Genomic DNA, 23,259 nt, shown 5'->3' with positions numbered 1-23,259 from the left:
CAAATTAATTATTTGAGTAGGTATGGGATATTTACTTTGACTGCATCCGTTGGGCAGTCCTTTTCACAAGGCATGCAGTACCAACATTCATCAAACTGCATGAAAGCTTTTTGAGTTATTGGATCGATTGCCAGTAAGTCCATTGGACAAACATCTACACAGACTGTGCATCCTTTATCAGCAATACATTTATCTTCATCGATAATGACGGGTGCGACAGTACGGTGCTGAACTTCTTTAAAAATAAAAGCCATGATTTGAATTCCTGATTTATTTAGTCTGCTAGAGCAATATCTTTTTGAATGCGTAAACGATCATACGACACAGCTTCATCTTGATTAATCGGAACTACATATGGCTCGATTGGCTTTTTGAAACTGACCATGTTGCCGTGTTCATCTTTTTTCAAATGCGCGTGGCAGAACCAATCCGAGTTATTTTTTTGAGGGAAATCTGCTCTATAGTGGTACAGTCCCCAACGGCTTTCTTTTCTAAAGAGTGAGGCTCTGGCTGCCATTTCCGCACAGTCTCGAATAAAAGAAACTTCAGCAGCACGCATCAACTCATGCGGGTTTCTTGCAGAGATTCGCTTAATATCCTGTTTGATTTCTTCAAAACGCTTGAGCCCAATTTCCATTTTTTGGCGTGTTTTAGGTGGTTGCAAATAGTCATTTACAAAACGGCGCAGCTTATATTCCACTTGTTCTGGAGGTAAACCTTCTGAACAATCTAGTGGCGCAAATATTCGAGCTTTTTCTGCTTCTATTTCACCTTGGTTTAATTCGCTGTCTTCAATTGCATTCACGTATTGCGCAGCATTTACACCCGCAAACCATCCGTAGGTAAATGCACCAAGCATATAGTTATGAGGTACAGCCGCCATATCGCCAGCGCTATATAATCCTTTAACCGAAGTCTCGGCTTTTTCATTGACCCATACACCAGAAGCACTGTGTCCGCTACAGAAACCAATTTCTGAAATATGCATTTCCACCATATCTTGACGGTAATTGGTTCCTACTCTGCACTTACTATAGATAAAAAACCAAACTATACTTAAATAAGTATGGAATGAATGGTATGATCATTATTTAACCAGGATAGCTATGAAAGCGTGAAGCATATGCAAGGAGCTAAAGACGGGAGCCTAGTAAAAATAGAACCGCATATAAGATATATTTCAAAATTCAAGCTAAAGCGACTGGAATCTCCGCAAGACATGAGCATCGAAGAATATGCAAAAAGTGGAAAGTATGTTTTTTATGAATTAGATGAAGACTTAAATAGTCAATATAAGTATTACATCAATGACTATATTGCTCAATTTCCAGTGATTATCAAAAATGATGGCAAGATGTGGCAATTATCAAATCTTTATTTTATTTCTTATATGTTAGTAAGTTCAGACTTAACTGGTAGTACACTTAAAGCAATTGCAATGGACTTGCTTGATTACTATAGATTTGTTTCTGAACGTAATTTAGATTTCTTTCATTTTCCAAAATTAAATAGGCTTAGAGTTAGTTATCAATATCGCAATTATTTGCTTAATGAAGTATATGAAGGTAGATGCCATAGGTCCACAGCAAGTAGAAGAATTAACAGAGTTGTTGATTTCTATGATCGCTTATTAACTAACGGATTTATTTCCTCTGAAGATTTTGATAATGAACCATTTGAAAGAATTATAAAAAGAATATCTCTCAATAACACGATCGGTTTAGAATTTCAAAAAATTATACAAAGCTCAAATCTTGCAATTTCTAATCCAAAGAAAAATAAAGAATATGATCTTATTAAGGATGGAGGAAATTTAAGACCATTAACTATAAAACAACAGAAAATATTTTTAGAATATTTAAAGAAATATGGTAACAGGCAGCTCCAATTAATGTGTATCGTCTCTCTTTTGACAGGAGCTAGATTACAGACTATTGGCACATTAAGAGTTTTTCATATTAATTCTCTAATCAGGAAAATAAGAAAAGATCAGACAAGTAAAAACTTTAAATTAAATGTAGGAGGAAAAACTGGTGTAGATACAAAGATGAATAAAGCATTGAGTATAATTTTCCCTATTCGATTAATATATATACTTAACAAGTATATTAACTCACAAGCTTGGCGAGAAAGAGCGTTAAAAAATTATTATGGGGCAACCGAACAGGGTTATGTTTTCACTACTAAATCTGGTTTACCATACTACACTAGTATTTCAGAGATCATAGATATTAAGAATGATCCCGATCGTAAGCAGTTTCCACTTCGGAGAGGGGAAGCCGTTAGAAAGAATTTAGAAGAGTTATTAGCTAGAATCCATGAAGATCATAATCAATATGTTCCCTTTAGGTTTCATGACCTTAGGGCAACTTTTGGAATGAATTATCTTCGCTTCTTGCTGAATAGTGGCTATAAAAATGATCAATGTTTATTAAAGCTAAAAGAAATTATGGGCCATAGTAATATCAATACAACTCTTAGCTACTTAGACTATCGAGAGATTACTGAAAAATTTAATGAGGCTCAAGATAAATTGGAAACAGATTTATTTGGAAGTTTTTTAGATGATATTGAATGATTTATATACTAAAAGAGATGTAAATATTATTTCTATTGATTCAGAAGAAAGTATCAATAAAATATATTATGCAAATATTAATGAAATTTCGAAAATAGTTTTATCTTTTGAACAGAACAATCGATTGACACATATGGATTTTGGGTCATGGTGTTATTCTAAAACAAAAACAGGCCGAGGTAATATAGGTTGTTTAGTTGATTTAAATTCTTTTAGTTTAGACCGTGCAATTGGGGTTAAGTTTTTATTAGAAGATTTATTCAATATAAAAAAATCAAAAAAAACTATTCTTTATTATTACAAGGAAGCAAACCCTATATTCAGTTATTTAAATAAAAATTACCGTGATTATATTTTTAGTAACATTCAAGATGCTGAGAAGATTTATATAGGATATTCAAAATATTTACTCAATGATCTTGCAATAAAAAAAGCAAGCTCTGTAGCTATTAATTCAGACCACCATAGACAGAAACAAGACATTCTTGCAAAGTTTTTATCTGCCTGCACTAAAACTAATGTAAACCATTTTTATGCGCTTATTAAAAGAATTGATGTTGTAAAATTAGAAAAACCTTTAAATAAAGAAGAAATAGAATCAGATACCAATAAAAAAGTAAAGGTTTTATTGGATATTTTTAATATAATTTCAGATCATATACTAAATGAAAATGACTTACCTTGTATTATTGATTTGGAACATCATAATTTAAAAAAAATTTATATTGACCTTAATTTTGTAAATAAAAGTCAAGATTTTTTTCTAAAATTATTTTATGAAGATAATAGAATAGTTTCTATAGATAGATTTAATAGAAATATGGATGAGTATTTTAAAAATTTCGAATATTATGATGGGGCTTTAAAAAAAAGAATAAATAGAAAGCATTATCATCAAAAAATTAAAGGAATTGAAAGACTGAATTCTTTACAATTTAAAGAATGTGGCCCAAAAGTTATTATGGCAAACTTTTGTATGATCATCTTTGCAAAACTATTTATATCAACATCTGGAGCAAATGAATCTGTACTATATAACTTGATAAAGGATGGTTCAACAACAATTGGGAATGAAAAAGGTAAACGTGTTTATGGGGAAAAAAACAGAGCAGTTGGTAAAGTTGTTGCATTAGAGTTCGGATTAAAATTTCAAGTAGTATTTAATAAATATATGAAATTAAGAGATAAAATTAATACTTTTTATAGCGATATGCCAGAAGAATTTAAGAAATTGTTATTTATTAAGTTACCTGTGATGAATAATGCTACTAGTTATAAACTTGTTATGAGGATAGATTCTCAAGCCTTTGATCATTTTAACAAAATCTTTAAGGTGCTATTTGGAATTTCTACAGCTACTAATAAAGAACTACGAAGTAACGTAGCGAATAGCTATTTCAACTCTACTAATAGTTCATTGATTACATCCCAAAAATTAGGTAATACTCCACAAATTGCTAATGAATCATATTCAAAAGCAAGTTTTAAAGAAGTAGCAACTCAATTTAATGATTATTTTAAAGAGTTTGATAATGCAGTTATATTTAAAGGCCGTAACCACATTAATTTAATTCCTATTAAAGTTGAGTCTGATAATGAAATTAAAACCTTTTTTGGTAATTGTTCTAACGAAAAACCTCAGCTAATTGAGGGCTTTAATAATGAGACTCCATTACCCATATGTGGAAACCCAAGAAGCTGTTTGTATTGCAATAGCTATGTTCTTCACTTAAATAGAATTGATATTAAGAAAATATTATCATTTAAATTTATTCTTGAATATAAAACTCAAATAAAAGATGAGCAACAAAGAGTTATATATCGTATCGATGAAATTCTAAAATTTATGATATTAAAAGCCCCCTCTCTTAATTCTTTAATTAATGATCTTTGGAATGAAGTCAGTGAGGGTTTTTTAGATGAATATTGGGACAATCATTTAAATCTCTTGGTTGAGATAGGTGAACTGGCATGAATATATTAGAAAATCAAATATCTTTATTTGACGAGGACTATGCTAAAACCTATCCTCTGGCAGATACGCCTGTATCGTATGATAAAGAAGGGAATGTACTTTCACGGTTTGGTGATACTATTTGGGATTTTTCATCTTATATATATTCTCCAAACCATAGAAAACATATTTTTTTTAATAACTTTAATTTTATTGAGAATAAGGAATTAAAAAATAAAGTACTATACGAATATAAGTTAATTATATATGGTATGCTTTACTGTAACTTAAACACCTCTAGATCAATTTCAATACAAACTATAATATCATCATATCTAACTAACTTAAGATTATTGTTTTATACTGCTATTGATTGCAATACTTCCTTATCAGGTATGTCTAAAAATAGTTTTTTAATGAAAATGATATTTAAAAAAATTTCATTTTTTGACCGTAAACGTTGTGCTTTATTGATACATTTATTTAAGAAAATGTCAGCATTATCTGTAGTTTTTAAAAATCATGATTTTATACTTACGAATGATCAAGATAAATATATACAAAATCTAAGATTAATATTGAAAGATAATCCAGTAAAACAGCATCTCGTAATTCCGTCAGAAATATATTTTAAATTGAATATTTTCATAGATGATCATTTGTTTTTTTTAAAAGAAAATTTGCAATCTCTGTTAGATGTCTACTTTCTTATGGCTTCAAAAGTTGACTTCATGAATACTGTATATAAAAAAAATATTGAAAATTACTGTTTAAAATACAATATTACTAACCGAAATATTCTTGTCAGTCATTTATATAGAATCATAAGTTTAGCACTAACAAAAATAATTATGTTCTCAGGAATGCGACATGGTGAAGCCTTATTACTTCCGTTTAATTGCCTAGAAGTAATTGAGTTAAATAATAATTCCATTTATACATTAACAGGCTATACTTCTAAATTAACACAATCTGGTCCTGTTAAAGCTACATGGATTACTTCTTCACAAGTTCAAACTGCCATTGAAATTTTACAAGCAATAACAAAAGCGTATCTAAAATCCATCGATGTAAATTTGAATTCAATTAATTATGAGGAAGTGCCTCTCATATCTTTTTCTTCAAGAAGAAATAGACGGTATCTGAAAGCTCTTTATGATTATCCCATGTTTTCTTCATTAGCTGTAAAAAGATCATTAGATGCATTGAATTTTAATTCAAAAATTGATGCCAACTCAATGAGAGAGCTTGAGCTGACGACATCATCATTAGTTGGTATTGAAAAATATGATATTGAAATTGGATCAGACTTTCCATTTACGCCTCATCAATTTCGACGCTCATTAACTGTATATGCCGCTCGAAGTGGCCTAGTCAAACTACCTGCATTGAAAGGACAGTTGAAGCATATTAAGCGTGATATGACGCTCTATTATGCAAATAATGCAATGAATTCAGTTAATTTATTTGATAATGAATTAGTGGATTCATTTATTGAAGAACTTGCAATAGAGCAATACTTGAACTTCAAAGAAGATGTACTAGATGCTATTGATCCACTTTATGGAGCTGAAGGTTCTAGATTACAAAATGCTAAAAATGTAGAAACTACTCCAATATTTTTAGAGGATGAAAAAGCTGCTTTAAAAGATATTAAAGAAGGAAAAATGAGTTATAGACGTACTCCTCTTGGTGGATGTGCAAGAGTTGGTAGTTGTGATGAAATTTCAGAACTTACAATTACGTCATGTATTTCTTGCAAAGATGCAATATTCTCTGATCGAACAGATAAAGCATTGAGAATTGCTCTTAGAAATTTTCGGATTCAGTTAAAATCTATTCCTGAAGATAGTACATTTGCGATTCACTTAAGGGCTGAAATTAATCAAATTAATATTTTATTGAGAAAAAGGAACCAAACATTGGAGAGTAGAAATGCAGCAAGATAATAGACTTTCAAAAGCGACAAAAGCTTACTATGCCGCTCTTAAACGTTTAATTAGTGAAGGTAAAAGAGTTAGTTTTGATGCTGTTGCAATAGAGGCAGGTCGAGGTCGAGGTGCTATTAAAGGTGCTTCTCATGAGATTAGAGCATTAAAAGAAGCAATTCTTAAGGCAAAGGAAGAACAAGAATCCAAGCTTAAACGGAATTCCCAACAGCATAAATTAGCTGAATCTATTCGTATAAAAGATAATTACAGAGCTAAATATGAGGAAATTGTACAGATTAATAATGTATTAATGGAACAACTTGCATCAACGGTTTTTGAGCTTGAAGAGTTGAAAATTGAAATGCAAAGAATATTAAAAAATCAGAATAATATTATTAAAATTAAAAAATTTTAAAAATGACATTAGCCCTATAAAGAATAAGTCAGGTAATTTAATTAAATGAGATCACCAATCCTACTGTACAAATATGTTACTCAGAATATTTTATAACAGAATACAAATAGTTAAATAAGTTTGACCCGTATTCTCATCCATGGTCTATCAAACATTCTTTGTAATTTTGAATAATATTTTTCAACTTTATATTATTAGTTATCTGTTTTAATAAGTTAAATATGATTTAACATTTAGGAATGTATAAATTTCTTGCTTATCAAAGGTATCTTACCCGAATCTTACAAAAAACGATTAATAACACCAATAGTGATATTTATTGTCCTTTTGCTTCTTCAAACACACACTCGGGATTCAAAAGCATGTGTTTGATCGGTTGACCAGTTAAATGAGCAATATTTAAAAGATCACAAACCATTTGTTGTCCTAGTTGTTCACGCTGAGCAGTTTCAACTATTTCCTGCATGTTTTGAAATTCTTCCAAGCTCAGAATAACAGCATCGGGTGTACCATTCTTAAAGACAAATACAGGTTTATGACTATCTTTGATACTTTGAACAATTTTTCTCCAAGATTTGCGAACATCAGTCGCAGAAACAGTAGCACCGTTTATAAAAGTTAATCCACTCATATTTAGAACCTTATACTTATGGTAAAAATTATATTATATTTGCCATATACTTTAACCATATTTCAACCATAAACCTACGCGTTAGCAATTTAATTTTTGATGGCGGACTGGGAACGGATAAGTTGTTGAGTATGGAAAATATATCAATGGTAGATATGCGAGAAGATGAGAAAAGATCATTAATTGTACAAACCTATATTTAGTTGCCTACTCAAATAAATGGACTAAATTTCTGATAAATTTCATTTATTTATATTTATAAATTAATTGTAGGTTTCTCCGTAAAACCAAGATATGAAATCTGAAGAATCGAATCAAAGAAGATTTTGCTTAATTGTGATTGTGGTAACTCCTTTACCCTTGAGTAATTTGTGAGATTCCAGTTATTTGCTATAGCTCTTTCTCCCTGCCCTTCACATGATGAAATAACCATATTTTGGGCATGGGCTTTTGTAATTTTTCCAGATTGATATTGCTCTGTACTATTTGCGATAGCTCTATATATAATATTATAAATTTGCCCTACGGAAAAATTAGTTACCAAATTTTGAAATACAGTAGTTGTTTTAGGGCCAGGAGAAAAATCATAACGGACACTTTCCATTTTAAACATTAGGTACTGTATGGCCTCAAAAAAGGCTATTTTCTTCCAAAATTCATAGCAAAAATTCGAGTTTACTAAAAAATTCTCTGATCTTGGATACATCAATCGATGTATCAGCATTTCATAATTCCCATCATCAGGATAAATGTTGATTTTATATTTAATATAATAAATATAATAACTTATATTGCCATCACCTTTCTCTCGAAATTGACTAAGATCATTTTCAGGACTAGGAACAATGATATTTTTAGATATTAGATGCTGTAAAAGTTCAGTTGTGAAATCCTGATAAGGTGTAATTACTGATTTTTTTAAATGAATTTCTTCAATATATTTAATATTTTCGTGTAAGCATCCTCTTAGCAGGCTCGCCAAGTAAATTCTATCTGTTAAAGATAAATCTTCTTCTGCTACACAAGGTAAACCTTGTAAATTGTCTAGATATGCAAGTTTTTTATTATTCAGTATATCCTGCTGATGTTTTCTCTCTAGTTCTTGATTTTTTACTTTTTGTTTACATTTTAAACAGTTACACAACCTATTTTGTAAATGTTTACATTTCAAACATATAATATCCTTTCGACTTAATTGTTCATAAGAGCTTTTGGAATTCAGCTTTGTAACCATTGGAATATTACAAAACTCACATTTAATTTCGAGCTTTAATAAAGGAAATAACGAAATAATTTTAGAAGGTGGGATGTTCAGATTGTATTGATCAATGAGTTCCTTTACTTTTACTCCAGCATAGTATTGATTGATCAATTCCGTAACATCTTCATTAGTCAAATGTGATATAGCAGCATTGACTTCAGAAAAATCAAAATTTTCTTTATAAAACATTATATTATACTATTTTAACATTTTTTACTATTCTAATATATAGTTTTAATTTTTTCAAAGTTTATGAGATAAGAAAATCTCATCTAAGAATTGATTGTTAATGAATATTAATAATAATCGTTTTATTTTTAAAATGAAAAAGGAGGAACTTTAGTTTTATAGTAACTTAACCAAATCAATTAATTATAATTTTCATCTAAAATAGTAAGTGTATGATCTATACCCGCTTGAGGTATAGATCATTGGAAATTTAAACTAAATTTTGAACCACTTCTAGTAATACATTGGCACCATTTATAAGCTGATTTGGCTCTGTAAACTCGCGAGGATTATGACTAACACCCCCTTTACTTGGCACAAAGATCATGGCTGTAGGAGCAATCCGTGCAATCATTTGGGCATCATGACCAGCACCAGAAGTCATACGGCGGTAGCTAAAACCTAATTTTTTAGCAGAGCTTTCAATGAGCTGAACAATCTTTTCATTAAAGTGAACTGGCTCAAATCGAGCTAATTGCTTTTGTTCAACCTGAACACCTTCTTGTTCTTCCAATAATTTTAAAAAATTATTTAATTTATCCTCAGCATTTTTTAATTTGCTTTCATCTGGGTCACGCAAATCAACCGTAAATTCGACCATTCTTGGTATGACATTAATTAAATTAGGATGAAACTTTACACTTCCAATGGTTGCCAAAGTTGTCTTGGCTTCTATAGCTAACTCTCTTAAAAATGTATTTACTGAAGCTGCCGCAAAACCAGCATCATGTCTCATCTCAGTTGGAGTTGTGCCTGCATGATTTGCCTTTCCTCTAATAATAATTTGTTGCCAAGAAATACCTTGTAAGTTTTCTACGGCACCTATTTCTATATTTTCTTGCTCTAAAATTGGCCCCTGTTCAATATGAAGCTCAACATATTCTTGAGGAATAATGGTCCCTACTTTTAAGTGACCCGCATAGCCAATTCTCGCTAACTCGTCGCCAAGACGAGTTCCATCTGTACCGATCACATTTAGGGCTTCTTCAACTTGCATACCCCCCGCGTAAACTAATGAACCCATCATATCAGGCTGATATCGTACTCCCTCTTCATTAGTAAAAGCAGCAACAGTGATTGGGCGTAATGGAAGAATTCCAGCTTCACGGTAAGCTCTTACGACTGCTAAACCGGCCAATACGCCATAACACCCATCGAGAGCACCAGCATTTTGTACAGTGTCTATGTGTGAACCCATCATTAAGACATTCTCATGACAGTTTCCATTGATAGAAGGTAAGGTACCGAAAATATTACCGATTTCATCGATTTCTATCTTTAGAACAAGTTCACTCATCCATTTAACAATTAAGTCACGGCCTTTTTTTTCCTCATCAGTTAAAGCAATACGTGTTCGACCACCAATTTCTGAATCAGCTCCTATTTCGCCTAACTCATTAATTTGTTTAATAAGAAGCTCACCATCAATTGAAAGTTTCTTTTGCATTGACTTAACATCTTCCATTTCAAAACATCCATACTATTTACCGATAATTGATATAATATTTCTTTAACTTGATTTTTTTTTGATAAAATACACACTCAAATGAAATTTTATTGCATATTCACCCAAGCTAGCTGAGTAAATTATGTCACAAGTTCAACTTGATCAATTTGATCTAAAAATTCTTAAGATTATTCAAGAAGACGCCCGAATTGCTCAAAAAGATTTAGGTGAGCGGGTAAATTTATCTACAGCTGCAGTAAATAGAAGATTAAAAAAATTAAGTGATGAGGGCGTAATTAAATCCTATACAGCCAATATTGAGCCAGCTTTTATAGGTCTTCCTATTACTATCATTACTATGGTCGAAATTTTAAGTGAACAACATGAACATTTGGATATTACAAGAAAACTTTTTTCAAACTGCGAATACATTCAACAATCATATTATGTTACTGGCGAATGGGATTTTGTATTAATATTTCAAGTGAAAGATATGGATCAATATACTGATATTTCTGAAAAACTATTTATAAAAAATAATAATGTAAAACGCTTTAAAACACTTGTAGCTATGAAAAAAGATAAAGCTTCTCTTTCAATTCCTATTTGAATAGTAAAAAGCAAGGTATTGCATTACCTTGCTTTTTATTCTTAAGCTAAACCATAAAAAATTGCAGAAACTGTAATTAATCCAATCAGTGTAACAAAAATATTACTAGCTTTATTACGGTATGGCGCAAGTGAAGGAATCTTATGTATAGCATACATAGGTAGTAATAAAACCAAGATCGCTCCAGTAGGTCCACTAATACTTACAATAATATCGAGAATACTTGGATTTTTATAAGCAACAAACCAACAAGTAAGTGTAACAAATATAAAGATAATTTTATCTACAGCACCTTTACTTAAATTAATTTCCTTTCTCTGACATTGATCTGAAATGATATCTGTTAGTGTCTCATGTGCACCAATATAATGCCCTAAAAATGATTTCATAATTGCAATGAAAGCAATTAAAGGAGCGGCCCATGCGATCACAGGTGTGTCAAAATGATTTGCAAGATACGAAAGAATCGAAATGTTTTGCTCTTTTGCAGATGCTAGATCTTGTGGAGATAAACTTAATATACAACTATAGACAAAAAACATGACTACACACACCATCAAGATATAACCATATCTTTGAATCTGTGCACATTTTTTATCAGCTTCTATCTCACCATATGCTTTACGTTGCTTTACTACAAAAGGGGAAATAATAGGATAATGATTAAATGAAAGGACTAAAACAGGAAAGGTCATCCATAACGTCATCCAGATATTATTATGATTATTTGAAGTTAAAGTAAAGTTTACAAATATGGCAGTATTCCAATGAGGAATTAGCCAAATAGCCATAAAAATTAATGAGATAATAAATGGGTAGACTAAAATACTCATTACTTTTACTGTTATATCTTGGCCAAAACGGACAATAAATAACAAAATAGAAATTAATATAAATGACAATAAAGCACGTGGTGGTGCAACCAAATGCAATTGGTGAGTTATAAAAGACTCAACTGTATTTGTCACTGCTACTGCATATAGTAATAAGATCGTAAAAATAGCCCAAAAATAAATTAAATTAAAAATACGACTAGCAGTAGTTCCCCAATATTCTAAGACTACTCCAGTAATACCGCTCTCTGGTTTACTTGAGGATAAAATAAATCGAGCAAATGCACGGTGGGCAAAAAAAGTAATTGGGTATGCTAACAGTGTAGTAATCAACAATGGAATTAGACCACCAATTCCTGCATTAATGGGTAAGAATAAAACACCAGCACCAATTGCTGTTCCAAACAGCCCTAGCATCCATGTAGTATCTTGCGAATTCCATTTATTACTATCCAAATATCCTTTCGTCTGATTCAAAATGTTTGACATAATTATTACCTCTGAAACTTATTTAGGTTTTCGAGGAATGGAAATGCCTTTGAATGCAGAATAATGAAATGTCTTTTTGTAAAAATTGAATGTAGTTATCCATGAAGTAAACTTATGAAAGTTTCTCCTAGTTTATAATTCAATTTACTAGCCCTTATTCTGCATTAAATGGACATAACAGTTCCTTCTGTTAAATCATTAGAAATACGTTTTAGTATTTCTTCCTTTTATAAAGGCAAACGAGTTCTGATAATTTCAGCAAAATATTGGGCACCAATGCTTAATATATCGTCGTTAATGTCATAGTTAGAGTTATGAAGAGGAATAAAGCCCTTGCCATCTTCTTCAACACCATTTCCAATAAAAGCGAAACAACCCGGTACTTTCTCTATAAATGCTCCGAAGTCTTCTGAAGCCATCATAGCTTGAATATTTGCATCTACTTTTGATTCACCCACAATATTAATTGCCGCCTTAACAGCCGCATTAACGCAGGTTGCATGATTGACCGTTGGGGAAAATTCATGTGTATATTCAAATTCGCATTCGGCGTTATGCATTTTGCAAATGCTTTCACAAATGGTACGCATTCTATTTTCTAACATTGCCTGTATATCTGGAGAGTAACTACGCGTATCCCCTGTAATAACAACATTGCTGGGAATTGCGTTACGAATACCATCAGTATGAATTTCTGTACAAGAAATCACGGCAGGAACACTTGGGTCAAGATTACGTGAAATAATAGTCTGAAGTGCTAGGATAAACTCCGCTGCAATGACTAAAGGGTCTTTGCCCATATGAGGTCGAGCAGCATGTGTTCCTTTGCCTTTAATTTTGATCGTGAAATTATCTTCACTTGCCATAATCCCACCCACTCGCGTACAGATACTACCCGCTGGTAAGCCTGGCCAATTATGGACACCATAAAACTCATCGATTGGAAAGTGCTGTAATAACCCCTCACTCATCATAGCTTTCGCACCACGTCCATGTTCTTCTGCGGGCTGAAAAACAAACCTAACCGTTCCATTAAAATCACGATTTTCAGTTAATAATTTAGCTGCACCTAACAGCATGCTCATATGACCATCATGGCCACAAGCATGCATTTTTCCATGATTTTTAGAGCAATAAGATTTACCAGTTGTTTCAGTTATATTCAACGCATCCATATCAGCACGTAAACCAATAACAGTGGGATTATTCCCGACTGTTAAGTTCGCGACTATACCTGTTCCACCAATTCCAGTATGAACATCTAAACCCATGCTTTTTAGTTGTTGGGCAAGATATTCCGCTGTAGTAATTTCTTCAAAACCCGTTTCAGGGTTAGAATGAAGTTCGTGTCTCCAACGGTATAACTGTTCTTCAAAACTTATTAAACTCATCTAAATTCCTTGTCTATCCAGACTATCTCTATATTTGATTAAATAACCTTTTAGCTAATAGGGATAACATCCTTCCCATACCACTTTTCTATAAAGATCGGTATTTGTATCGCCTTCCGTATTAAAAATCAGTACAACCGATTCTTCATTTAAACCTAAACTTTCTTTTAAACTTGCCTGTTCTGGGCTGTTACTAAGTGCGTAAAGTAAACCTAGATTAATTGCACCAGATGGACCACTCGTTATTGGTTCATCACCATTTAAGGGATTACCTAAAATTCGCATTCCAGTCGCAGCTATAGAATCTTCGACTTTGGCAAAAGCAAATGTACAATCCTTTAAAATTGGCCAAGTAATTGGATTGACTTCACCACAAGCCAAACCTGCCATAATAGAATTTAAGTCGCCATCTACTGCAATGAGTTGTCCAGATTTATCTTGTGCAGACTGATAAACACAATCGGCGATAACAGGCTCTGAAACAATAGCTTTAAAATTTTGAACACCAAGTGCATCAACCAAATACCCAAGAACTCCACCAGCCATAGCTCCTACACCTGCTTGAAGCATAATATGGGTGGGTACTAAATTTTTAAATTCATTGAGTTGTTCTACGGCTTCATCAGCCATTGTCATATAACCTTGAGAAATCCATGTCGGAATCGTCTCATAACCATCCCATGCTGTGTCCTGTACAAGAAGCCATCTATTTTCTTGAGCTGTCTTGTTAGCTAAACGAACGGTGTCATCATAATTTACGTCTGTGACGATACAATCTGCACCTAACGCTTTGATTCTTTCTACACTTGTACTCGCAGCACCTTTAGGCATAAATACAACTGCTTTTTGCCCCATTTCTCTCGCTGCCCATGCAACACCTATTCCATGATTTCCGGCTGTGGCTGTAGTAAACACAACAGGTTCTTGCAATAAAGTTTTAATATTTTTCAAATCAAACTGATTAATATCAATATTTAACTTTTCAGCAAGAAGTTTAGCTAAAGCATATGAACCACCGAGAACTTTAAAGGCATTTAAACCAAAGCGTTTCGATTCATCCTTAACTAAAATATTTTTTAAGCCTAATTTTTTAGCTAAACATTCTAGTGAAACTAAAGGAGTAGGATTATATCCTTCGATTTTGCGGTGTAGATTACGAACTCTACTGGCAATCTCCTTATTAAAAATTGGACTACTTTTTCCTGAATATAATTCGTTATTACTAATACTAAACATGCTCTATCTTGCTCTTTAAATCATATGAAAAAATGGCTCGTAGCCGTCTTAAGGCTTAAAAGCTATAACTTCAATTTCAACAAGTGCATCTTTAGGTAATCGAGCAGCTTCAACACATGAGCGTGCAGGTGAATTATTTGTTCCGAAAAACTCTAGATATACTTCATTGAATTCTGAAAAATCAGCCATATTTGCTAAAAAGCATGTTGTTTTGATTACGTATTCAAGCGAAGAAGCTTGAGCCTCTAAAATACTTTTAACATTGAGTAATGATTGATATGTTTGCTCACGAATACCGCCTTCAGGAAATTTCATTGTTTCCGGAATTAAAGGTAATTGCCCTGAGGTAAAGATTAAATTTTGAAATCCAATACCTTGTGAATATGGACCAATTGCTTCTGGTGCATTTTTAGTACAGATAATTTCTTTCATTTTCATCCTCTTAGTACTCTCATTATCATTTGAAAAATAGATCAAACTTGTAAGAGAGATATTCCATAAAATTGCTTAGATAAAACTAATCATCATGCTTATCATTTGCTCAAAAATTTCTATAAATGATATTTACTTGAAATCTTTCAAACATGAACTACAAGCATTTAATTGCTTAGCGAACTTAGAATGAGGTGCGAAATATCTATTGTCAAAGACAATGCAGCTTTAAAATTTAAAAACATTTTTTTTATGTTTTTTGGCTTTTTTAAGTTAATTAAATTTACTTTTTACGAATACAAACGATAAAAAATTTCACCTCCTTTTCTAAAACCCATAAGAAGAATAAAGACATTACTTCAAAATTTAATAGTTTTTAAATTTCATTTTTGAGGATTTCTTGAATCAGCCATTGTTTAAATGCTTTTAAATTTGGAGATGTCAAACTTTCTTCACGATAGACCACATAATAAGCCAACGGAGATATACAATTAATTTCTGGAAAAAGGCGAACTAAGCGTTTTTCTTCTAAGTCCTTACAGGCAATTACACTTCGCGCTAATGCAACACCATGACCCTCTATAGCCAATTGCAGCACCCCTGCAGAATTATTTATTTTTAATCCATTATCTTTATTTGCATATATAATATTGTTTAATTTAAACCATTTATTCCAAGTAATAAAACTTGAATTACTATCCATTGATAAGCAATGAATTAAAGGAATATCAATTAAATTTTCAAGGTTTTTCCATTTAGACTTATACATTTCATAAAAGCTAGGCGAACAGACAGGAAAAATTTCTTCTCCCATCAATTTTTCTGATACTAGACCTGACCAATGGCCAGTTCCATACCTAACTGCAATATCAATACCATGTGTATTAAAGTCAACTGGTTTTAAATCCGTATCGAAATTAATTTCTATTTCTGGATAAGCCTGTTGAAAACTATTAATCCGTGGCAATAGCCACTTACTTGCAAATGTTGGGCTAATAGCCACTGTTAACTTTTGCTTTGCACTAGTTACCTTTGCCTTATTTACTGCCTTACTTAGATAGTCAAATCCAATTTGGATATCAGGTAAGATCTGTTCTGCAAGTTCTGTTAACTTTAACCGCTTTTTACCACTTGATTGACGATAAAACAAAGTTATTCCTAATAACTCTTCTAAGGAGCGGACAGATTGGCCAACTGCAGCAGAAGTGATGTTTAATTCTTGGGCTGCACCTGAAAAGCTTTGGTGTCTAGCACTTGCTTCGAAAGCTTTGAGCGCATTTAAGTGTTTTGGAATATCCATTTCGTTAAAGTTTTTCTTTAAATGAATTAAAGTATAAATCATTTGATCAATAACCCAAATATATAAAAAATACCGATGATTTATTAAAGAATGGATATTAATAGAAAATGCAGTCAGGTCGATCTAAGCTGAGTATTTTTCTGTGTCTTAGTATGTGCTTAGGTATAGGTATCCTAAGATTTTCATATACCGCTCTTCTCCCATCTACACGAGATGCATTTGGATGGAGTCATGAATTTGCAAGTGTATTAAGTAGCGCTAACTTATTGGGTTATTTGTTGGGAGCTCTCCTAGCAATGCGTTTACCACAGACCAAGATGATGAGTAATGTTATTCAATGTGCAGCCATTTGCGGAATGATAAGTCTAATCTGCTGTGCTTTCTCAAATTTTGATGATTTATGGTACATATTCTGGCGCGTACTTTCTGGTATTAGTGGTGGATTATTAATGATTTTATCCCCCAGTATTATCGCACAATGTGCACTACCTCAAGACCGCTTTAGAATTAATTTCATTGGCTTTAGTGGAATAGGCATTGGAGTTTTACTAGCAACTCTATTTTTACCTTATTTAGATCGTATATCGATTCAAACTGCGTGGCTGCTGCTAAGTACCTTTGCACTGATAATATGTATAGCATTGAGCTATTTATTACAATTTTTTAAACATCAACTATTTGAAAAAGCGCAGGTAGATTCTAATCCTACAAAAATTGGAGCTCTATATTACAGTTTACTAATTGCTTACAGTTCGAGTGCATTTGCTTATATCCCTCATTCATTGTTTTGGATTGATTATTTAAGTCATGAATTAAAGATAAACTTAATATTAGTGAATATAAACTGGATTCTGTACGGTACTGGTAGTGCATTAGGTGCTTATATTGCCTATCTAATGGCACGCAAGATTGGAAATTTTATTACACTGAAAATTTTATATAGTTTTTATATTATAGCTATTTTCATAGCTATATTCAGCTACAATCAGTTATTTGCATTTTTATCTTCATTTTTAACTGGTTTACTTAATCCAGCAGTTGTATTTTTAACTTCTTATACCATTTTACAATTGTATGGTCTTTCCTATAAAAAGCTTTGGAGTATAGCTACCTTAAGTTTTGCTTCAATCCAACTAGTTGGTGGAATTTGTTTTAGTATCCTACAAAAAAATGGTTTTGAATATAGTCAACAATTTATACTGGCATCAATTGTATTATTTATGGGTACATTACAATTAATGTGGTTTACTCGTATATCTTATACTAATGTTTCTTTTCAAAAAAATTTATAAGTTTATAGAAAACAAGCTATTTTAAAATAGCTTGTTTTCTATTATTAATTTTCTTTTAATTGAATCGCTAACATCTCACCTGTAGCACATATTATATCATCTGCAGCTAAAGTAAGTTCAACATTTACTTTTCTATTATCTATAGAAATTAATTTTGCTGTTAAAGTTAGTTCGCATTCTGTTGGTGTTGGTTTTTTAAAATTAATAGCCAAAGTTCCAGTAACAAACCTAGTTAATGGTTCTGTCCCATCAAATTTATTTCCTACACTTAAACTCTTGAAAGCTGCAGCTGATGCTGCACCATGACAATCAAGTAAAGATGCAATGAGACCACCATAAAGGTGATCTGGTACACCTCCAGTATAGATATTTGAGGGTGTAATTTTAGCAATACTAGTATTTATATTATCCCCCCAAAAGCTTTTAAGGTGATGTCCATGTTTATTATTACGCCCGCATCCAAAGCAATGACTATATTCATCAGGATAAAGGTCCTGAAATGCTACTCCATGCATATTATCTATCCTCCAATTAAAATGATTAATTTAAATTTTATCATTAGGAATATATAATACTACTACTATACCGATAATTATTAAAAATATTTACATTAAAAATCTCTTTTTCTAATTTGGATTACATTTCTCTTCTTTTTGAACAAGCTTTATCACAAATAAAAATACTCAAATTGCTTTTAATCTTATGAGTTTTAAAAGCACGAAATCCCTTGAGTAAGGGATTTTATTTTCAATACTTAATTTTGTTTAATAAGTTCAAATTTTCGAATACTTGGTTTATAAGAAACTCGAGTAAACCGTTATTATTAATGACAAAAATCATCAGATCTTATCTTAATATGGATTTATCTTTATAATTTTCGCTAATTTTTGAAAGAATTTATTTTTAACTAGCTCTACCAATATTACCTTTACCATATAAAGAAATTTGTGAAATTATAGAATCTTTATGCTTAGTTTCATTAAGTACTTATCTTAATTTTTCAGTATTGGCAAGATAAGTATAAAAATGTTGTACATAATCTGGATAAGCTTTTTCAAGTTCATGACTGCCACTCGATATACTATGCACTAGTAAATTGACATCTTTCGCTTGTTTAACTAAATTTGAAGAATAGGTTGTATCACCAGATAGTACAACCGCATGTCCAGCATAATCCACACGGAATCCATAAGCTGGCTCTACATGACCATGATCTACCAGAACAGCAGTAACCTTTACACCATCCTTGTTATAAACACACCACCTTTTTCTGGTAAAAGTGATTACTAATTTTAGTAGCTGGCTCATTTGTTTCACGCCTTTTAAGCGAATTTCATTATTTGCGGTGAAATCTTTCTCAATTCCACGAGCAAAAAATGAAGATAATTACCTATTTTGATTTAGGTAAGAATCTAGCATATGTACTAGTTAGTGTTATTGAAGTCCATTCTCCTGTACTTGTCACTAGACAAAACAAGAAAACAGTTATATTGATTAGCCTAAATGATTTCAATTGTTATGAAGAAACGGCACATCTACTTAAAAGTCCTGCGAATGCGAAAAGATAGCATGACTCAATTGCTCAGATCGAAACAGATTAGACATTAAAACATGAGTTGATTGAAGAAAGATTTTAAGTTGGACTGACTAAGCTTGGGATTCTTACCTAAAGATAATGTGAAAGTTATATTCTTGATAAAAAGATAACAAATGCACTAATAGAAATTAAAGTCATAATATAAATGTTAATTACTTTATTTAATCCGAAAAAACTTAAGATAAATAATAAGATAATAATTACCAATATCCAATATTGACTATATCGTTGTTTAGAATCCAATATATATTCTATCTCAATTTCTCTCGCAGTTTTTCCGTCAACATTAGATTGCCTTAAAATTTTATCTAAATCTTGATCATTTAATAAATCTTTATATCTGTTTTCTATTTCCTGATATTTTGTTTCAAGTCTTTTTATCTCAAAATCAACTTCTTTTCTAGCAAATAAAAGATAAAAAATAGAAATTAAAATTAGAAAAAAACCTAAGGCTTTTGTTGGAAAATTAAATTGGAAAAGTTCAGTCCAATTATTTAAGGCATTATCTTTTTTTTCAAAAATTTTGTATAAAAAAGCACTAATGAAATAAGTTGAAAAAGCTAGCATGCTTGTTTTAAATAAAGTAAACATATCTTTAACAATACCTGATGCTTTTTCAGATTGTGTGTAAAGCATATCGCCAATTTTATTTTTTACTTCAATATATTGTTTCACATTGTCTTTTAAATATAGATCATAACCTGATTGTGCTGAATGACAGGTTCCTTTCTCAAGAGTACAAATATCCTCATTAGAGATATGAATAGAAATAACATTTCTTGCGATACCTATTTTATCAACAAATGGTCCATCAGAATAAACCCAATTATATAATTCAATTAATTCTGATTCAGCAATGTCAACTAAATTATTTTCAAGCTCACAACGAAGAGTTTTAAAACCTTTAATTTTAAATATTAAAGAGTTATTCTCTATATTTGAATAATCACTCAGAAAAATTAGAATTAAAACTGATCTAATAAAATTAAAATGTTTTTTTAACTCAAATTCTTCACTAAAGGCAAAGAAGTTAGGTATTAATGAAATTTGATCTGCATTAACAAAATGACTAACCTTATCTCTATTTTCAACTAAGTTGTTAATAAATGAAATATCTAGTGGAGTAGAATTCCATTCTTGAAATTCAGGTAAATCATAATTTGGATATATACTTTTTATATAAAAATAATTATTGTTATATGATGAGGTATTATCCCAAATATTTAAAATACATTTGTTATTCTTAAAGTAATTGGACCATGCCTTTAAATTATCTATTAAAGTGTTGCTTTTAATAAAACTAAAAAAAGATGGCATATGAAATATATTAATATACTTCCAGCCATCACTTTCTAAAGTGAAAATAGTGCTTTCATCTTTATCAAAGTTTTCAAAGAATTCTCTAGATTGCTCTTCGAAACTTTCAATATTTTCTGTGGAAAAACTTATAGATGAATTATAACCATTCTTCAAATGTAGAACTAAAAAAACTTCATCAACGTTAATTTTTCTAAAAATATTTACTAATTGTTCACCCAAATTTTTATTAGGCGAATTTAATTCGCCTTTACATGAAAAGTAATAAAAATTATTTAGAATTTCTGAACTATCAATATCTGCATTAATAGCTTTTAGAACGTCATATAAAAAACTCATTTTATTTAGTTACTTGCATTGTTTTTATTGAAATCAGGTTCAAAAGTATCATACCCTTCATCAGAATAGATCTTTACAAATTTACGTTGAGTATCTTCATCTATGCCTACTCCTAATTTACTCTTCAAATTAATAACTTCACCTTTAACATGAAGTTCAAAATGATCATCGATAACAAGTCGATTGTTTAACTTTGCTCTAATTATCTTTGGTTCAATGTCAAATAGTGTATCAAAATCTTTATTAGCAGGCAGCTTTTCTAAATTTTCAATAAATTTGCCATAGTTTTTCTGATCTAGTTGCTCACCCAAAGGCTGATATGCTTTTAAATCTGTTATTAAATCATTGAATGCGAAACTTTCTTGTCTAAATTTAATAATCACCTGATTTCTTATGAAATAATAATCTTGTTTAGATTTAGGCTTAATGGTCTGTTGAAGTAATTTATCAATTGCATTAAAAGCATTTTTTGTATTTGTTTTTGAATCTCTTAAAGGTTTTGCAGCAAAAAAATCATCTCTCCAATATTTTGAAATTGTTGAGTTTGTATCCGAAAGCAAAATAGATTCAACATTAGATTCAACATCAAAAGATAAGATAGCAACTTTTTGCATTCGAGTATCAAGCGGAAGCCCAGTTTTAAGTTTCATTACTTCTGCATCTAGAAAAGTATTATCATCAATTTTTAAAAGCAATAATGTAGTCTTATTATCAATAAAGCATTTGATTTGTAATAAACAGCCTTTCCGAATCGTTTTATTTAATTGTGCAATATCTTCTTGGGTTTTCTTTTCTACACTCAAGAGTTTAATAGCATTATCAATTGTTTTAAGTTCCCATTCAGCACTATCAATTGCAATTTTTTTTAAATTTGAGGCAATACGTTCTTCCATACTCTCAAAAACAAAATATTGTCCTCGAATCTGGGTTTGCCCTTTCGGTGGAGTTGTAACTTCCTTAACTACATGTTCCACATAATTTTTTACGTCATTTATTTCCCCACTAATTGTTCTTTCAAGAGGAGTCTCATCAGATACACTAATAGAATGAAATGAGAATTTTTCTAAAGTTAAAGTCATTTTACCCTCTAATTAAAGTTAAACGATATAATGTGCTTAACCTAAGTTATTGATATGTAATAATCAATATTTGAGCAAAAATAATTTCACTTTTTTTGAATTATAATTTTTAAATCATAAATTTTATATGCATATTTTAGAGTAAACGTCATAAGTTGTCGTTTCAACTCTTTTTTTATGAATATCTTATAAAACTAAAGGTTTTTGCGTTCGATCTACATTAATGAAAATTAATTTTTCATGAAATCAAGGAGATTACTTTCTGCTTTCTTTGTAGCCCGTAATACTTTTTGAAGTTGCATATTTAGTCGTGTTAATTGCTTGGTATATTTATCTTTAATCTCTGCTAGTTCAACTTCTAATTTCGAAATTTTTATTAGTAGCTTTTACTATTTTAATCACATATATCTTTAGGTTTAACCTCAGTTTTTCCAATTCTAAAAGCTTCCGCACTAGCAATTATTAGTATCAAATCGATTAGTTAAAGTCTTGTTTTTCGATGGTTCCACGTTGATGGCCCGCTTCTAAAGCAACTGTATTGTTATTAATAGAATATGAGGTTTGATCACAATAGGAATCCTATCAATCAATCATTGGAGCACCCTCTCAAAGCTTCTAATTACCTTAGACATCAGAAACCTGTATTGAATAAACTTTCTTTAAAATTTTATTTATAGCATTTATTTCTATTTGCAACAGCTTATAGGTAACCGAATCATGTTCATACATCTCTAGTCTTTTTAAAAAAAGATTTTTTTGTCTTTTACATAGCATCTTTAGAAGATGAATCAAATATTGCATTCTTACAGTTAAGACGAACCCATAATATATGAAAAACAAAGTATGTCACACCTCCTACCCTTGAACATCCACCAAAAAGGTCTGTTTATAAGCTATGC

Annotated in this window: 20 protein-coding genes and 1 pseudogene; 7 read left to right on the top strand and 14 right to left on the bottom strand. The window is 31.0% G+C overall.

From position 1 onward, the window contains the following. Positions 1-8: 8 nt before the first annotated feature. Positions 9-254: a 4Fe-4S dicluster domain-containing protein gene (locus tag ODQ17_RS01335; RefSeq protein WP_002049790.1), complete on the bottom strand. Its 246-nt coding sequence runs from the start codon at positions 252-254 to the stop codon at positions 9-11. Positions 255-274: 20 nt separating this feature from the next. Beyond that, positions 275-1,018 (bottom strand): annotated as a pseudogene (locus ODQ17_RS01330) (fumarate reductase/succinate dehydrogenase flavoprotein subunit); the annotation flags it as partial. Between the two features lie 105 nt (positions 1,019-1,123). On the opposite strand from ODQ17_RS01330, the gene ODQ17_RS01325 reads away from it, so the two are divergent. The 4 genes from ODQ17_RS01325 to ODQ17_RS01310 are packed head-to-tail and all read left to right on the top strand — an operon-like array spanning position 1,124 to position 6,878. Then, on the top strand, positions 1,124-2,578 hold the full coding sequence (locus ODQ17_RS01325; RefSeq protein WP_322901221.1) for a tyrosine-type recombinase/integrase: 1,455 nt from the start codon (positions 1,124-1,126) through the stop codon (positions 2,576-2,578). After that, positions 2,565-4,553, top strand: coding sequence for a hypothetical protein (locus ODQ17_RS01320; RefSeq protein ID WP_322901219.1), 1,989 nt, complete (start codon positions 2,565-2,567; stop codon positions 4,551-4,553). Before ODQ17_RS01325 ends, ODQ17_RS01320 begins: the two co-directional genes overlap by 14 nt. Next, a complete protein-coding gene (locus ODQ17_RS01315; RefSeq protein WP_322901217.1) occupies positions 4,550-6,481 on the top strand; it encodes a hypothetical protein in 1,932 nt (643 codons plus the stop codon). Before ODQ17_RS01320 ends, ODQ17_RS01315 begins: the two co-directional genes overlap by 4 nt. After that, positions 6,468-6,878, top strand: a complete 411-nt coding sequence (locus ODQ17_RS01310) for a hypothetical protein (protein ID WP_322901216.1) — start codon at positions 6,468-6,470, stop codon at positions 6,876-6,878. Before ODQ17_RS01315 ends, ODQ17_RS01310 begins: the two co-directional genes overlap by 14 nt. Positions 6,879-7,194: 316 nt before the next feature. Here ODQ17_RS01310 and ODQ17_RS01305 read toward each other — a convergent pair whose 3' ends face one another. From ODQ17_RS01305 to ODQ17_RS01295, 3 genes are all read right to left on the bottom strand, one after another. Continuing rightward, entirely contained in the window at positions 7,195-7,509 is a 315-nt protein-coding gene (locus ODQ17_RS01305) for a type II toxin-antitoxin system Phd/YefM family antitoxin (protein WP_322901214.1), read from the bottom strand. 256 nt (positions 7,510-7,765) lie between these two features. Beyond that, entirely contained in the window at positions 7,766-8,959 is a 1,194-nt protein-coding gene (locus ODQ17_RS01300; protein ID WP_322901212.1) for a hypothetical protein, read from the bottom strand. A gap of 250 nt (positions 8,960-9,209) precedes the next feature. Continuing rightward, entirely contained in the window at positions 9,210-10,463 is a 1,254-nt protein-coding gene (locus ODQ17_RS01295; RefSeq protein WP_322901210.1) for a Zn-dependent hydrolase, read from the bottom strand. 124 nt (positions 10,464-10,587) lie between these two features. Here ODQ17_RS01295 and ODQ17_RS01290 point away from each other — a divergent pair, with 124 nt between their 5' ends. Beyond that, complete coding sequence (locus ODQ17_RS01290; protein ID WP_322901208.1) at positions 10,588-11,055, top strand: Lrp/AsnC family transcriptional regulator; 468 nt, start codon at positions 10,588-10,590, stop codon at positions 11,053-11,055. 41 nt (positions 11,056-11,096) lie between these two features. Here the strand turns inward: ODQ17_RS01290 and ODQ17_RS01285 are convergent, their stop codons facing one another. From ODQ17_RS01285 to ODQ17_RS01265, 5 genes are all read right to left on the bottom strand, one after another. Next, a complete protein-coding gene (locus tag ODQ17_RS01285) occupies positions 11,097-12,377 on the bottom strand; it encodes a septum formation initiator (protein WP_322901206.1) in 1,281 nt (426 codons plus the stop codon). A 227-nt stretch (positions 12,378-12,604) separates the two neighbouring features. After that, complete coding sequence (locus tag ODQ17_RS01280; protein ID WP_322901204.1) at positions 12,605-13,768, bottom strand: M20 aminoacylase family protein; 1,164 nt, start codon at positions 13,766-13,768, stop codon at positions 12,605-12,607. Positions 13,769-13,822: 54 nt separating this feature from the next. Beyond that, entirely contained in the window at positions 13,823-15,004 is a 1,182-nt protein-coding gene (gene dpaL, locus ODQ17_RS01275) for a diaminopropionate ammonia-lyase (RefSeq protein ID WP_322901202.1), read from the bottom strand. A gap of 48 nt (positions 15,005-15,052) precedes the next feature. Continuing rightward, positions 15,053-15,436: a RidA family protein gene (locus ODQ17_RS01270; RefSeq protein ID WP_322901200.1), complete on the bottom strand. Its 384-nt coding sequence runs from the start codon at positions 15,434-15,436 to the stop codon at positions 15,053-15,055. A gap of 376 nt (positions 15,437-15,812) precedes the next feature. Further along, entirely contained in the window at positions 15,813-16,736 is a 924-nt protein-coding gene (locus ODQ17_RS01265; RefSeq protein ID WP_423780409.1) for a LysR substrate-binding domain-containing protein, read from the bottom strand. A gap of 107 nt (positions 16,737-16,843) precedes the next feature. On the opposite strand from ODQ17_RS01265, the gene ODQ17_RS01260 reads away from it, so the two are divergent. Continuing rightward, the gene (locus ODQ17_RS01260; RefSeq protein WP_322901196.1) at positions 16,844-18,028 is read left to right on the top strand and encodes a YbfB/YjiJ family MFS transporter; all 1,185 of its coding nucleotides are present in this window, start codon (positions 16,844-16,846) and stop codon (positions 18,026-18,028) included. Positions 18,029-18,072: 44 nt separating this feature from the next. Here ODQ17_RS01260 and ODQ17_RS01255 read toward each other — a convergent pair whose 3' ends face one another. Together ODQ17_RS01255 and ODQ17_RS01250 are read right to left on the bottom strand one after the other, a co-directional pair. Then, positions 18,073-18,543: a PaaI family thioesterase gene (locus tag ODQ17_RS01255; protein WP_322901194.1), complete on the bottom strand. Its 471-nt coding sequence runs from the start codon at positions 18,541-18,543 to the stop codon at positions 18,073-18,075. Between the two features lie 472 nt (positions 18,544-19,015). Beyond that, positions 19,016-19,336 (bottom strand): hypothetical protein, encoded by a 321-nt coding sequence (locus tag ODQ17_RS01250; protein WP_322901192.1) that lies wholly within the window; start codon positions 19,334-19,336, stop codon positions 19,016-19,018. A 68-nt stretch (positions 19,337-19,404) separates the two neighbouring features. Between ODQ17_RS01250 and ODQ17_RS01245 the strand changes: the two genes are divergently transcribed. Beyond that, on the top strand, positions 19,405-19,596 hold the full coding sequence (locus ODQ17_RS01245; protein WP_322901190.1) for a type II toxin-antitoxin system Phd/YefM family antitoxin: 192 nt from the start codon (positions 19,405-19,407) through the stop codon (positions 19,594-19,596). A gap of 116 nt (positions 19,597-19,712) precedes the next feature. On the opposite strand, the gene ODQ17_RS01240 is transcribed toward ODQ17_RS01245, so the two are convergent. Beyond that, positions 19,713-21,281 carry a hypothetical protein gene (locus tag ODQ17_RS01240; RefSeq protein ID WP_322901188.1) on the bottom strand — a complete coding sequence of 523 codons (1,569 nt, stop codon included), beginning with the start codon at positions 21,279-21,281 and terminating at the stop codon, positions 19,713-19,715. A gap of 5 nt (positions 21,282-21,286) precedes the next feature. Further along, positions 21,287-22,360 carry a hypothetical protein gene (locus ODQ17_RS01235; protein ID WP_322901187.1) on the bottom strand — a complete coding sequence of 358 codons (1,074 nt, stop codon included), beginning with the start codon at positions 22,358-22,360 and terminating at the stop codon, positions 21,287-21,289. Positions 22,361-23,259 lie beyond the last annotated feature (899 nt).

Source organism: Acinetobacter sp. IRS14 (assembly GCF_034650275.1).
Taxonomy (GTDB): Bacteria; Pseudomonadota; Gammaproteobacteria; order Pseudomonadales; family Moraxellaceae; genus Acinetobacter; species Acinetobacter oleivorans.
This window is presented reverse-complemented; position numbering and strand designations above follow the sequence as displayed.

Coding starts and splice junctions, on each gene's coding strand:
- ODQ17_RS01335 (WP_002049790.1), bottom strand. CDS start 254: ATGGCTTTTATTTTTAAAGAAGTTCAGCACCGTACTGTCGCACCCGTC.
- ODQ17_RS01325 (WP_322901221.1), top strand. CDS start 1,124: ATGCAAGGAGCTAAAGACGGGAGCCTAGTAAAAATAGAACCGCATATA.
- ODQ17_RS01320 (WP_322901219.1), top strand. CDS start 2,565: ATGATATTGAATGATTTATATACTAAAAGAGATGTAAATATTATTTCT.
- ODQ17_RS01315 (WP_322901217.1), top strand. CDS start 4,550: ATGAATATATTAGAAAATCAAATATCTTTATTTGACGAGGACTATGCT.
- ODQ17_RS01310 (WP_322901216.1), top strand. CDS start 6,468: ATGCAGCAAGATAATAGACTTTCAAAAGCGACAAAAGCTTACTATGCC.
- ODQ17_RS01305 (WP_322901214.1), bottom strand. CDS start 7,509: ATGAGTGGATTAACTTTTATAAACGGTGCTACTGTTTCTGCGACTGAT.
- ODQ17_RS01300 (WP_322901212.1), bottom strand. CDS start 8,959: ATGTTTTATAAAGAAAATTTTGATTTTTCTGAAGTCAATGCTGCTATA.
- ODQ17_RS01295 (WP_322901210.1), bottom strand. CDS start 10,463: ATGGAAGATGTTAAGTCAATGCAAAAGAAACTTTCAATTGATGGTGAG.
- ODQ17_RS01290 (WP_322901208.1), top strand. CDS start 10,588: ATGTCACAAGTTCAACTTGATCAATTTGATCTAAAAATTCTTAAGATT.
- ODQ17_RS01285 (WP_322901206.1), bottom strand. CDS start 12,377: ATGTCAAACATTTTGAATCAGACGAAAGGATATTTGGATAGTAATAAA.
- ODQ17_RS01280 (WP_322901204.1), bottom strand. CDS start 13,768: ATGAGTTTAATAAGTTTTGAAGAACAGTTATACCGTTGGAGACACGAA.
- dpaL (WP_322901202.1), bottom strand. CDS start 15,004: ATGTTTAGTATTAGTAATAACGAATTATATTCAGGAAAAAGTAGTCCA.
- ODQ17_RS01270 (WP_322901200.1), bottom strand. CDS start 15,436: ATGAAAGAAATTATCTGTACTAAAAATGCACCAGAAGCAATTGGTCCA.
- ODQ17_RS01265 (WP_423780409.1), bottom strand. CDS start 16,736: ATGGATATTCCAAAACACTTAAATGCGCTCAAAGCTTTCGAAGCAAGT.
- ODQ17_RS01260 (WP_322901196.1), top strand. CDS start 16,844: ATGCAGTCAGGTCGATCTAAGCTGAGTATTTTTCTGTGTCTTAGTATG.
- ODQ17_RS01255 (WP_322901194.1), bottom strand. CDS start 18,543: ATGCATGGAGTAGCATTTCAGGACCTTTATCCTGATGAATATAGTCAT.
- ODQ17_RS01250 (WP_322901192.1), bottom strand. CDS start 19,336: ATGAGCCAGCTACTAAAATTAGTAATCACTTTTACCAGAAAAAGGTGG.
- ODQ17_RS01245 (WP_322901190.1), top strand. CDS start 19,405: ATGAAGATAATTACCTATTTTGATTTAGGTAAGAATCTAGCATATGTA.
- ODQ17_RS01240 (WP_322901188.1), bottom strand. CDS start 21,281: ATGAGTTTTTTATATGACGTTCTAAAAGCTATTAATGCAGATATTGAT.
- ODQ17_RS01235 (WP_322901187.1), bottom strand. CDS start 22,360: ATGACTTTAACTTTAGAAAAATTCTCATTTCATTCTATTAGTGTATCT.